We start from the raw sequence: 12,550 nt of genomic DNA on the forward strand, positions 1-12,550 counted from the left end.
GGCGATGGAGACCACCAGCCGCAGGTTCGCCTCGACCAGCTTGCGCTTTGCGACGTTGCCGTCCCGCTCGACCGCCTCCAGGTCGACGCGCAGCGCGACGGTCACCCGCCGCGCCTCGCTGAGCTTCTCGGCGGCGAACAGGCCGGCCTCGATCCGCTTGGCGAGGTCGAYCTCCTCCTCGGCGGTCAGCAGCGGGACCTTGCCGATCTCCTTGAGGTACATGCGCACCGGGTCGGACGTGGGCGCCTTGGCGGCGAGGTCCGCCTCCTCACGGCGGCGGCGCGCGAGCAGGTCCGCGGCGTCACCCGAGTCCGAGCGCGGGTCGAGGATCTCGATGCCCTCGTCGTTCAGGAGCGACATCACCTGCTCGGCCTGCTCCTGCGGCAGCTCGGCGGCCTGGATCGCCACCGTGATGTCGTCGGTGGTGAGAAAGCCGGTCTCCTTGCCCCGGGTGACGAGGTCCTTGACCTCGTCGACCTGGGCTACTCGCGGCAGGACGGTCTGGGTGCGCATGGGCGGAATCTCGTCACTTCCTTCTCGGCGGGATCGACCCAGGTCACGTGGCACCGCTGCCTCGTCCCCGGAGTTCTTTCTTGTACTGTTCGAGCGCTATGAGCTCGCCGAACGCCTGGTTGAACGCCTCGGGGTCGTTCACCGGATTCAGCCGCTGGACCCGCGACTTCACCTCGTTGATCCGGCGGTCGACGGCCGTCTCCTGCACCCGCGCCAGCTGCGCGGCGACGTAGCCGTCGTCGACCTCGTGGTCCACCAGCATCGGCTCGACCGCGAGCGCCGTGACCAGCCGCGCGACCGGCTCGTGCGGGGTCGCCGCGACCACCAGGGCCACCCAGCTGGGCACGTCGCCTGCGGCGGCGAGCCCGGCGCAGACGCCGCCGGCGGCGGCGATCGCCGCGAGCACCGCGCGGTGCTCGGGCACCGTGAACACCTCGGGGTCGAGCTGGTCGAACATCGGCCCGGCAAGCCCGGGGCACTGCACGGCGATCTTGAGCGTCTCCCGCTCGACGATCACCGCCGGGTCGTCGGGGCCGCCGGGCGGGCCGCCGCGGCCGCCCCGCGGGGCCGCCGCGGCGGCCGGCCGACCGGTGCCCTTGCCGCCGCGGCGGCCGGGCGGGCCGTCGAGCATCGGCGCCGACGGGTGCTCGGCGACGCGGCGCAGCACGAACTCCTCGTCGTTGAAGCCTGTCCACCGGTCGAGCTGGACGGTGTAGCGCTGCCGCAGCGACCAGTCCTTGACCCGGTTGACGATCGGAGCGGCGGCGTCGAGCGCCGCGACGCGGCCCTCGATGCTGTCGAGGTCGTGACGGCCGACCACCTGCCGCAGCGCGAACTCGACCAGCGGCACCCGGCTCGCGACGAGGTCGCGTACGGCCGCGTCACCGTGAGCCAGCCGCAGATCGCACGGGTCGAGCCCGGACGGCTCGACGGCGACGTAGGTCTGGGTGACGAAGCGCTCCTCGTGCTCGAAGGCACGCATCGCCGCCTTCTGCCCGGCCGCGTCGCCGTCGAAGGCGAAGATGACCTCACCACGCTGGGCGTCGGAGTCCATCAGCAGCCGGCGGACGGTGCCGACATGGTCCGACCCGAACGCGGTGCCACAGGTCGCGACGGCCGTGGCGACGCCGGCGAGATGGCAGGCCATCACGTCGGTGTAGCCCTCGACGACGACGACCTGGTAGCGGCGGGCGATCTCGCGGCGGGCGAGGTCGGCGCCGTAGAGCAGGTGCGCCTTCTTGAACAGCGGTGTCTCGGGGCTGTTGAGGTACTTGGGGCCGGCCTTCTCGTCGTCGTCCGCGAGCCGTCGCCCGCCGAAGCCGACGACCTCGCCGGACAGATCCCTGATCGGCCAGACGAGCCGGTGGCGAAACCGGTCGACCAGCCCGCCACGGGCGCTCCGCTTGGCCAGCCCGCCGAGCTCCAGCTCCTCGGCGGTGAACCGGCGGGCGAGCAGGTGGCGGGTCAGCTCGTCCCAGCCCTGCGGGGCGTAGCCGACACCGAAGTGGGCCACGACGTCGGCGCCGAAGCCGCGGGCGGCGAGGAAGTCCCAGCCGGCGCGGGCCGATGGCGCCGCGGACAGCTGCTCGGCGTAGAACTGGGCGGCGGCGCGGTGGGCGTCCAGCAGGCGCTGACGCTGGCTGGTGACCGAGCGGCTGGTCGTGCCGCCGCCCTCATAGGTCAGGGTGACGCCGGCCTTGCGGGCGAGCCGCTCGACGGCCTCGGGGAAGCTCAGCCCGTCGATCGCGCGGACGAAGTGGATGACGTCGCCGCCCTGCTCGCAGCCGAAGCAGTGGTAGACCCCGGTCGACGGCCTGACGTTGAACGAGGGCGTCTTCTCTTCGTGGAACGGGCACAGCCCGCGCAGGTTGTCACTGCCGGCCGGGCGCAGCTGGACGTGCTCGCCGATGACGTCCTCGATCCGGGCCCGCTCGCGGATGAGGGCGATGTCCGCGTCGCGGATGCGTCCGGCCAACGGTCCCTCCCCTGCGCGTCCGGCCCGTGCCGGTCAGTCGACGAGCGGACTCGGCCGACGGCGAGATCCTGCCGCGTGCCGACGCCGGGTGGGTGAGATGGGCACCTGCCAGGTATGAGAACCTGGCGTACCGGCCCAGCTCATCAACCATCACCGGGCACAGCACAACGGCACACACGGTCGCCGCCCACGCAAGTGCCGCCCACACAACCCCTACGCGCTGATGGTACTTGTCGCGAACGCGACAGTACCGATCTTGCGGTGTTCTGGGCAATGGGCGCGGAGCGTCTGGATCTCACAGTACGTGTGGAAGCGGGCGGCCCTTCAGCTCCGCGTGCCGTCGGCTCGCGCTGGCGTCGGTGAGYCGGGCCACCTGGTCGATCACGATACGCAGCCGGGACGGGTCGTCAGGGGCGGCCCGCCAGCCCGGGCGCAGAAGGGGCTCCAGGGTCTCGGGCGCACCGGCGGCTATGAGGTCGACGAGCTCGGCGACCACCTCACGCTGGCGCGCGCGGCGCGCGTCCCCGGAGCGCAGGCCGATGACGAAGTACCAGGCCACGCCCTTCAGCGCCACGCACTCGGCCCGGATGTCCGCCGGGACGACCAGGTCCGCCCGGTATCGGCGCAGCGGACCGCCGCCGAATCGCTCCTGGGTCGCGACGCGGGCGGCGGCGGTGAAGCGGGCCACCAGCTCGCTCGTCATCGTGCGCAGCGCGGCGAGGCCCGCGGCCGAGGTGGGACTGGGCGCGCCCCACCAGGGCTGGGCGGCCAGCCGCGCCAACGCCTCGGCGACCGCCGCCGCGTCGGCGCCGTAGAGGCCGGCCGTGTAGTCGGCGAGCTCGGCCCGCCCGGCCGGCGCCAGGATCGCCGCGAGGTCCACCAGGCCGCCGACGACGCCGTCCTCGAGGTCGTGCACGGAGTAGGCGACGTCGTCGGCCCAGTCCATGATCTGCGCCTCCAGGCAGCGCCGGCTGTCGGGGGCGTCCGCGCGGACCCACTGGAACGCTGCCAGGTCGTCGTCGTAGACGCCGTACTTGCGCGCGGTCAGGTCCGGCTGGGCGCAGCCGGAGCCGGAGCCGGCGGCGCCCCCTGGCCGGGGCCAGGGGTACTTCAGCGTCGCGTCGAGGGTGGCCCTGGTCAGGTTCAGCCCACCCGGCGCTCCGGTCTGGTCCACGGTCTTGGCCTCGAGCCTGGTCAGCTCGCGAAAACTCTGCGCGTTGCCCTCGAATCCACCACAGGTCGTGGCGGCGACGTTGAGCGCGCGCTCGCCGTTGTGCCCGAAAGGAGGGTGACCAAGGTCATGTGCGAGGCAGGCCGTGTCGACGAGGTCGGCGTCGGCCCCGAGCGCCGCGGCGAGTTCCCGGCCAATCTGCGCCGTTTCCAGAGAGTGCGTGAGCCGGGTGCGCGGGAAGTCGTCATCCAGCGGGCCCATGACCTGCGTTTTTGCCGCGAGCCGCCGCAAGGCGCTCGAATGCAACACGCGGGCACGATCCCGAGCGAAGGCACCACGCTGGTCCGGTGTAGCCTTCGGGCGCTCGTCCAGTCGACGTTGTACGTCCGCGTCGTCATACCAGGTCATCAAGGATCCCACCTCACCGGCCGAGCCATTTCGGGAGGAACGCCCTGCCTGGGGTCGACGTAGCGACCATACTTTGTGCCGCACCCCCTAGCACTCGGCCCGGAGGCCCGCCGTGAACAACATCGTCAAGTATTTGATCATCGCCTTCGTGCTGTTCTTCGTGGTGACCCAGCCGGACAGTGCGGCGAGCATCATCTCCAAGGGCATCGACGGGCTCCAGTCCATCGGCAATGGCGTGTCCGACTTCGTCACCCAGACCGCCCTGTGACCGGCGCAACTCGTTCGGGCGTCCGCGCCMGTCGGGCCGGGCACGGACGGCGGGAGCCGGACATGGGCGAAGGCCGGCAGCCCGACCAGGGAGGCCGGCGGCTTGCCCAGGGAGGCCGGCAGTCCGGTCCGGGAGACCGGCGGCCCGGCCAGGTTGGTGGGTGACGTCACCAGAGGCGCGCCGCCACCGGCGCCGGGCGCCAGCCCGCATGGCCCGCCCGGCTCGGCGCCATCGGCGCGGGGCCGGGCACGGGGCGGGCAGGRCACTCGACCGGGACGAGCGGAACGGCGCCCGGACGACGTCGTGGCCTCGCCCTCGAGATCGCGCCGTATTCCCGCTCCCGCATCCTGATCAGTCTGGGACACTGCCGCTGTGGTGAGACTCCGCCTTCCTGACCCCGCCAACCGCGACCTGAAGTACCTGGCCTCCCAGGAGCGGCTGGTATCGATGGTCCGGCTGCACTGGGCCGTCCTGCTTCGCGTGGTCGCCGAGACCGCCGGCGCCATCGCGCTCGCGCTCGCCGTCAACATCTTCCTCGCGGTCCGCGGCGGCGGCACGTTCGTCACCACGTTGCTGTGGTACTTCGCCCTGTTCATGATCCTGCGCGCTCTCTGGCGGATCACCGACTGGCACATGGACCACCTGATGATCACGGACAAGCGGCTGCTGAAGGTGTCCGGGGTCTTCGTGCGCAAGGCCCAGACGATGCCGCTCAGCAAGATCACCGACATGACCTACACCCGGGACCCGCTCGGCCGGGTGCTCGGCTACGGGGAGTTCAAGGTCGAGTCCGCCGGCCAGGACCAGGCGCTGAACCGGCTGCCCTACATCCCCAAGCCGGACCAGCTCTACATCACCCTGCTGGACATGACCTTCGGCGGCGGCCCGAAGCCCGCCGAGGACGATTGAGACGAGACCACGGGAACGCGAATGGGCCCCCGCCACCTTCCAGGTGGCGGGGGCCCATCGCTTGGCCGGGGACCGTCTGGCTATGCGAGCAGGGCGCGGGCCGCTTCGGCGATGTGCTTGGCAGAGATGCCGGCGAAGTCGAGCAGCTCCTCCGGGGTGCCGGAACCGGGCAGCTCCCGAACGGCCAGGTGGCTCAGCCGCAGCGGGACGCTCCCGTCCCCGAGCGCCTCGAGCACGGCGCCGCCGATCCCGCCCTCCGGCCAGTGGTCCTCGGCGACGACGATCCGCCCGGCGGTCGCGTTCGCCGCCTCGCTCAGAGTCGCCTTGTCTACCGGCTTGATCGAGTAAAGGTCGATCACCCGGGCGACGATGCCGTCCGCGGCGAGCACGTCCGCGGCGGCGAGCGCCTGGTGCAGGGTGACACCCGCGCCGATGAGCGTGACCACGTCGGCGTCCGAGCTGCGTAGCACCTTGGATCCACCGGGCGCGAACGGCTCGTCCGGCCTGTACAGCACCGGGTAGGCGCCTCGGGTCGTGCGCATGTAGCTGACACCCTCGAGGTCCGCCATCGCGGCGACGAGCTTGGCCGTGCTGGTGGCGTCGCTCGGGTAGAGCACGGTCGACCCGCCGACCGCGCGGATCATCGCCAGGTCCTCCAGCGCCATCTGCGACGGGCCGTCGGCGCCGATCTCCACCCCGGCGTGCGAGCCGGAGAGCCGGATGTCGGCATGCGAGACGGCGGCCATCCGGATGAAGTCATATGCGCGCGAGAGGAACGCCGCGAAGGTGGAGGCGAACGGCACGTAGCCGCGCACCTGCAGGCCCACCGCGGCGGCGACCATCTGCTGCTCGGCGATGAACATCTCGAAGAACCGCTCGGGGTGGGCCTTCTTGAAGTCGTCGGAGTACGTCGAGTTGCTCACCTCGGCGTCCAGGGCGACGACGTCGCCGCGCGCGCCGACGGCCGCCAGCGCCTCGCCGTAGGCCTTTCGAGTCGCCACCTTGGTGCCGATCTCCCACGTGGGCAGCGTGACCTGCACGTCGGCCCGAGCCGCCGGCCGGGGCAGTGACGGCCCGGGCACCGGGCCGCGCACGCGCAGGTTGCGCTCACCACCGAGCTCGGCGATGGCACGCTCGGCCATGTCGGCCGGCAGCGGCTTACCATGCCAGCCCTCGTGGTCGGCGATCTCGCTGAACCCGTCGCCCTTGATGGTGCGGGCGATGATGGCCACCGGCCCGTCGTACCCGTCGGCCTCGGTGAGCGCCGCGTCGATCGCGTCGAGGTCGTGGCCGTCGATCTGGATCGTCTTGACGCCGAAAGCGCTGATCCGATGGGCGTAGGTCGCCAGGTCCCAGCCGAGCTCGGTCGGGCCACGCTGACCGAGCCGGTTGACGTCGATGATCGCGACCAGGTTCGACAGCTCGTAGATCGATGCCTTGTCGAAGGCCTCCCACATCGAGCCCTCGGCCATCTCGCTGTCACCGCAGAGGACCCAGACCCGGTAGGGGCTCTTGTCGAGGTACTTGCCGGCGAGCGCGACGCCCACCGCGTCGGGCAGGCCCTGGCCGAGCGACCCGGTCGCCACGTCCACCCAGGGCAGCACGGGCGTCGGGTGGCCCTGCAGGCGCTGGCCGAACCGGCGGTAGCCGGTCATCAGCTCCTCGTCGGTGACCACGCCGACGGCCTTGTAGACCGAATAGAGCAGCGGGGACGCATGCCCCTTCGAGAAGATCAGGTGATCGTTCGCGGGGTCGCCCGGGTTGTCCCAGTCGTAACGCAGGTGACGGGCGACCAGCACGGCCAGCAGGTCGGCGGCCGACATCGACGACGTAGGGTGCCCCGAACCCGCCGACGTGCTGGACCGGATCGAGTCGACCCTCAGCTGTCGAGCGAGTTCGCGAACCGTTTCCAGGTCGGCCACGTCCACAGCTTCGGACACGGGACTTGCCACGCCTGCCTCCTCCATCGCGACGCCGGCGGTAGGTCCACACCGACCTACCCGTCGTCGCACTACCCGGCGTCTAAGCGTTCCGAACCGTACCAGCGCGGCAGACGGCCTCAATGTCCGCCAAGCCATGGGGATGTGCGTCACATCCCAGGTTCCGGCGGCCTTCGGCGGCGCGACGAGAAACAGTCGCGCACCGCCCGCCGCCAGATACACCACGTCGGGCGCGGGCATAAGTTCCGACCGCCAGCCACTGGCTGGTCAGAGTCGCGTCGCCACCGAACACCGCACCGTGACCAGCGAACCACACCGCCAGATCGCCACGACAGACCTCACGCGAAGTTTGTTGGAGCAAACAGCAAACCGGCCGCGACCGAGGTTCTCCCCGCCGGGTGCGAACACCACGAAAGCGCGGATTGCAGGAACGCGGGCTCAGGGCAGCTCAGGACCGTCACATGGCCGCATGGCCGCATGGCCGCATGGCCGCATGGCCGCATGGCCGCATGGCCGCATGGCCGCATGGCCGCATGGCCGCATGGCCGCATGGCCGGAGGCCGGATGGCCGGCTAGACGGCCGGGGCGCCGGCGCCGGACGGGGTCGCGCGGTGGAACATCTGATACCAGCGGTACCCGATCGCCTCCCGCACGATGTAGCGGGCCTGGGTGTCCCACCCACGGTTCGCCGGACCGGTCCGGGTCGGCGAGGTGGTCGCCCTCAGACCCAGGTCTCGGGCCATGGCCACCGAGCGCAGGCTGTGCCAACGATCGGTGACGACCACCGCGCTGCGCAGTGACCGGGTGTTCATCTCCCCCGCAGCGGCTACCAGGGACTGGAGTGTGTCCCTTCCCTCCGGGACCGCGAGCACCGCCGAGGCCGGCACGCCCTGCTTGACGAGGTAGGACGCRCCGACGCCGGCCTCGGAGAACGGGTCGCCGGGGATCCGGCCGCCGACGGTGATCACCAGCGGGGCGACCCCCGCACGGTAGAGCTCGGCGGCGTGGTCCAGCCKGGCGGCGAAGACCGCCGACGGCCGGCCGTTGTACTGCGACGCGCCGAGCACGACCAGGGCATCCGAACGGGGCCGGTGATCCTGGCTGCCGACCGACCACACCTGCCCGATGGTGACCAACATGAAGACGATCACACCGACCACCAGGGCGAGCACCCCGCGCACCAGCCACAGCCACCAGGGCACGCGCAACCCGCGCACCAGCCCGGGCCGGCGGCGAGGCGCGGTGGGCGCCTTCGTCGCTGGTGCCGTCGCGGGCGTGGCCGGCTCGGCGTTCGCGGCAGGCCGCGCGCCCGTGGCGCGGCGACCTAGGGTTCGGATCACTGGACTCCTCCCCCGCAGACCCTATCGACCCGACTTGCGCCCTTTTTCGCGGGACACCCGTTCCGCCCGCGACGACCTCTCCTGCCCGGATGGTCCACGGTGGTCTGCATTCCCCGTCTAAGGCGGATCACGCCCTGGGACAGGCGTGATCGCGCCAACGGATGTGGTCCGGCCGGGACGGCCCCGTCCGCTCACCCGCTGAACCAAAGATGAACATCGCATGACAAGGCCACCGACAGTCGCCCCCGCGACATGCGCGAGGTTCGGATGTTTGCCACGATGCGCCGCGAAACGGTCCTACGCGGTGATCCGGCGCGAGGATCCGACACGCGGACCACAGAGACCACAGAGCACGGAGGAGGGCGGCAGGTGGCTACTGCTCGCGGCCGCGGCCGCGTCATAGGTCCGGTCCTCGCCGTGCTGCTGGTGCTCGGGGTGGTGACGCTCGCCGTCGTCCCCCGACTCACCGGCGGCAAGGACGGGGGTGGGCAGGGTGGCAAGCTCACCGACGTCCGCATCCTGGGCGGCTCGGAAACGCAGCCGTACCTGACCAACCCGGACGTGACCAAGCGCCTCGCCGAGCTCGGGTACCGGCTGCGGGTCGACACCGCGGGCTCTCGCGAGATCGTCAAGCGCGACCTGGACGGCTACGACATCGCGCTGCCGTCGAACTCCCCGCAGGCCGACCAGATCCGGCGCGACCAGAAGATCACCCGTGCCTCCTACCCGCTGTTCTTCACACCGATCGCGATCGCGACCTTCGAGCCGATCGTGCGGGCCCTGACCACCGAGGGCGTCATCAAGCCCGACGGGAACGTCAGCTACTTCGACATGCGCAAGTACCTCGACCTGGTGACGGACGGCACCCGCTGGTCCGACCTCAAGGACAACACCGCGTACTCGAACCCCGGACCGATGCTGATCAAGTCGACGGACGTCCGCGCGTCGAACTCGGCGGCCGTCTACCTGGCGCTCGCCTCCTACGTGGAAAACAGCAACCAGGTCGTGAGCGACGCGACGACGGCCGACAGGCTGGGCACCCAACTCGCCCCGCTGTTCACCGGGCAGGGCTACACGGACCCGTCCACGGAGGGGCCGTTCAACGACTACCTGTCGATCGGCAGCTCCAAGATGCCGATGGTCATGATCTACGAGTCGCAGTTCCGGGCGCACCAGATCGCGAACGACAAGGCGATCACGCAGGGCCGGGTTCTCGTCTACCCGAGCCCGACGATCTACGCCAAGCACACCGCGGTCCCGCGGACCGACGCGGGCGAGGAAGTCGCGAAGCTGCTGGCCACCGACACGACGTTGCAGGAGCTCGCGGTCCGCCTCGGCTTCCGCACCTCCAACGGCGCCCAGCCCGCCGGCAACGCGGGCGGCGGCGGCATCGGTCCGCCGCCACAGCTGGCCAACGTCGTCGATCCGCCGACACAAGCGATCTCCGAACGGATGATCAGCCAGATCGACAAGGCGTACAACGGATAGGGGCCGGATGAGCCACAAGATCGTCCCGTGGCGGCGCGGCCGGCCGCGCAGGCCGTCTGGCGCGCTCGCGGCGGCCGGCACCGCCGCCGCGCTGCTCGCCGCACTCCTCGCCGGCTGCACCGGCGGCGGCTCGGGCGGCACCGATGCCAGCGCCTCGCCACCGCCGCCGAGCAAGCCGGGGACGTTGCGCATACTCGCCGGCTCCGAGCTGAAGGACCTCGAACCGCTGCTGCCGGACCTGAAGAAGGCGACCGGCATCACCGTCACGCTGAGCTACACCGGCACCCTCGACGGGGCCGACAAGATCCTGCACGGCGGCGCGGACGCGGATGCCGCCTGGTTCTCCTCCGACCGCTACCTGCGCCTTCTGCCCGGCGGTCCGGCCAAGGAGCTGGTCCGCACCCCTGTGATGCTCTCCCCGGTGGTCCTCGGCCTCCGGACCCCGCTCGCGCAGCAGTTCGGCTGGACGGGCGACACGCAGGTCAGCTGGGGCGACATCGCCGCGAAGGTCGCCTCCGGCCAGCTCACCTACGCCATGACCAACCCGGCCGCCTCCAACTCCGGCTTCTCCGCGCTCGTCGGGGTGGCGGCGGCGTTCGCCGGCACCGGCGACGCGCTGCAGGCCTCCGACATCAAGACCGCCCCGCTCACCAGCTTCTTCTCCGGCCAGGTGCTCACCGCCGGCAGCTCCGGCTGGCTGACCGACGCCTTCGTCAAGGCCCCCGCCACCAGCGTCGGCGCGATGATCAACTACGAGTCGGTGCTGCTCACCCTGCAGCGCTCCGGCGCGGCCGGCCCGATCACGATCATCCGCCCGCACGACGGCGTCATCACCGCCGACTACCCGATGGCCCTGCTCGCCGACAACCGCCGCGACGAGTACACCCGCGTCGTCGACTGGCTGCGCTCCCCCGAGGCTCAGCGCCGCATCCAGAACGACACCAGCCGCCGCCCCGCCGTCCCCGGTGTTCCCCTGGACGCCCGCTTCGGCACCAACACGCCGATCGAGCTGCCGTTCCCGGCCACCCAGCAGGTCGCCGACCAGCTGCTCGCCGCCTACTTCGACGAGTACCGCCGCCCCACGCACGCGATCTACGTGCTGGACGTCTCGGGCTCCATGGAGGGCGACCGGCTGGCCGCGCTCCAACAGGCCCTCGTCGGGCTGACCGGGGCGGACGACAGCCTCGCCGGCCGGTTCGCCCGGTTCCGCGGCCGGGAGCACGTCACCATGATCACCTTCAGCAGCAAGGTGACCGGCACCCGCGACTTCACCATCACCGACCCGAGCCCCGGCTCGGCGGACCTGAAAGCCATCACCGGTTTCGCCGGGTCACTGCGGGCGGGCGGCAACACCGCCGTCTACACCGCGCTCGACGCCGCCTACGACAAGGCGACCCAGGCAATGAAGGCCGACCCGACCGCGCTGACGTCGATCGTGCTGATGACCGACGGCGAGACCAACAGCGGCCTCGACGCCGACGGGTTCACCAGCCGCTACGACGCCCGGCCCGCCGGGGCCCGCGCCGTGCGCACGTTCGCGGTCGTCTTCGGCGAGGCCGACCGGGACGCGCTCACCGCCATCGCGACCAACACCGGCGGGGCGGTCTTTGACGCCACAGCGCCGGGTGTGTCCCTGTCCGACGTGTTCCGGGAGATCCGTGGCTACCAGTAGGGACCGCGAAGGCCGGGACACCCCCGCAGGTCCGCCCGCCAGCCCCGCTGGCGGGGGCCTCATGGGCTGGCTCGGGTCCGGCCGCAACATCCTCGGGTGCGTCGGCGCGCTCCTCGGCGTACTGCTGGGGGTCCTCGGGGTCATCCCGGCCCCCTGGTGGCCGCTGGGCGTCGCGGCGCTCTACGCGGCGGGCGCGCTGGCGTTCCCTCGCCGGGCCGCGAGCGGACCCGATGTCCTCGACGCCCTCGGCGAGGACTACGGCGACCGGGTGGACGTCGAACGGCTGCGGGCAGCGGCCCAGGCGCACCACAAGTCGCTCATCGGCCGAGCCCCGACGGAGGTGATCCGTGCGACCGAGCGAGTCACCACCGCGCTCGACGAGCTGTTCGACCGTCCGGGGCTGCTGCGCCGGGGCTCGCCGGAGACCGACCTCGTCGAACGGCTCGTGGATGACTACCTGCCGACCGCGTTGGACAGTTACCTGAGCCTGCCGCGAACGTTCGCCGGAACGCACCGCCTGCGCGACGGGCGCACGCCCCGCCAGGTGCTGCTCGACCAGCTGGTGTTGCTGGAGCGGGCCGTTCGGGAGGTGACCGAGGACGCCAGCAGCGGCGAGGCAAGCCGGCTGCTCGCCCACGAGCGCTTCCTGGCCGACCGGTTCGGCCCGAACGCCCTCGAGATTCCCGACCAGCCGGAGCCCGTGGACCCGAGCGACCCGCCGGACGCCAGGAAATGAAGAACGGCGCCGATCGGAAGCTCGGGGGGTACTTCCGGTCGACGCCGTTGTACTCGACAGTAGCAAACCTGTCCCCCGAATGTCCCGATCGTGTCCCCCAAATGTCTGCGGGATCGCACACCCGGGGGAC

The 12,550-nt window shown here is 71.5% G+C and carries 10 protein-coding genes; 5 read left to right on the forward strand and 5 right to left on the reverse strand.

Features of this window, described 5'->3' with window-relative positions; all coding sequences use genetic code 11:
* The 3 genes from BCD49_RS37095 to BCD49_RS37105 form a co-directional block, all read right to left on the reverse strand.
* Positions 1–513 (reverse strand): sigma-70 factor domain-containing protein (locus BCD49_RS37095; RefSeq protein ID WP_274535055.1); only part of this gene is annotated, 513 nt, incomplete at its 3' end.
* Positions 514–556: 43 nt separating this feature from the next.
* Positions 557–2,488 (reverse strand): DNA primase, encoded by a 1,932-nt coding sequence (gene dnaG, locus BCD49_RS37100; protein ID WP_027141000.1) that lies wholly within the window; start codon positions 2,486–2,488, stop codon positions 557–559.
* A gap of 295 nt (positions 2,489–2,783) precedes the next feature.
* On the reverse strand, positions 2,784–4,067 hold the full coding sequence (locus BCD49_RS37105; protein ID WP_007520193.1) for a deoxyguanosinetriphosphate triphosphohydrolase: 1,284 nt from the start codon (positions 4,065–4,067) through the stop codon (positions 2,784–2,786).
* A 112-nt stretch (positions 4,068–4,179) separates the two neighbouring features.
* Here BCD49_RS37105 and BCD49_RS44500 point away from each other — a divergent pair, with 112 nt between their 5' ends.
* Both BCD49_RS44500 and BCD49_RS37110 read left to right on the forward strand, forming a co-directional pair.
* Entirely contained in the window at positions 4,180–4,335 is a 156-nt protein-coding gene (locus BCD49_RS44500) for a hypothetical protein (RefSeq protein WP_007520190.1), read from the forward strand.
* Between the two features lie 372 nt (positions 4,336–4,707).
* Positions 4,708–5,244 (forward strand): PH domain-containing protein, encoded by a 537-nt coding sequence (locus tag BCD49_RS37110; RefSeq protein ID WP_007520188.1) that lies wholly within the window; start codon positions 4,708–4,710, stop codon positions 5,242–5,244.
* A gap of 80 nt (positions 5,245–5,324) precedes the next feature.
* Here the strand turns inward: BCD49_RS37110 and BCD49_RS37115 are convergent, their stop codons facing one another.
* Both BCD49_RS37115 and BCD49_RS37120 read right to left on the reverse strand, forming a co-directional pair.
* Positions 5,325–7,196 (reverse strand): transketolase, encoded by a 1,872-nt coding sequence (locus BCD49_RS37115; RefSeq protein ID WP_007520185.1) that lies wholly within the window; start codon positions 7,194–7,196, stop codon positions 5,325–5,327.
* Between the two features lie 560 nt (positions 7,197–7,756).
* Positions 7,757–8,524 carry an ElyC/SanA/YdcF family protein gene (locus BCD49_RS37120; RefSeq protein ID WP_007520183.1) on the reverse strand — a complete coding sequence of 256 codons (768 nt, stop codon included), beginning with the start codon at positions 8,522–8,524 and terminating at the stop codon, positions 7,757–7,759.
* A 369-nt stretch (positions 8,525–8,893) separates the two neighbouring features.
* Between BCD49_RS37120 and BCD49_RS37125 the strand changes: the two genes are divergently transcribed.
* Genes BCD49_RS37125 through BCD49_RS37135 form a run of 3 tightly spaced genes read left to right on the forward strand, consistent with a single transcriptional unit; the run spans position 8,894 to position 12,420 of the window.
* Positions 8,894–10,012: a hypothetical protein gene (locus BCD49_RS37125; RefSeq protein WP_007520181.1), complete on the forward strand. Its 1,119-nt coding sequence runs from the start codon at positions 8,894–8,896 to the stop codon at positions 10,010–10,012.
* Between the two features lie 7 nt (positions 10,013–10,019).
* A complete protein-coding gene (locus tag BCD49_RS37130) occupies positions 10,020–11,684 on the forward strand; it encodes a VWA domain-containing protein (protein WP_083401929.1) in 1,665 nt (554 codons plus the stop codon).
* Positions 11,671–12,420 carry a hypothetical protein gene (locus BCD49_RS37135; protein WP_051466387.1) on the forward strand — a complete coding sequence of 250 codons (750 nt, stop codon included), beginning with the start codon at positions 11,671–11,673 and terminating at the stop codon, positions 12,418–12,420. The genes BCD49_RS37130 and BCD49_RS37135 overlap by 14 nt, the downstream gene beginning before the upstream one ends.
* Positions 12,421–12,550: the final 130 nt, after the last annotated feature.

Origin of the sequence: Pseudofrankia sp. EUN1h, assembly GCF_001854645.1 — a bacterium.
Classification (GTDB): Bacteria; Actinomycetota; Actinomycetes; order Frankiales; family Frankiaceae; genus Pseudofrankia; species Pseudofrankia saprophytica.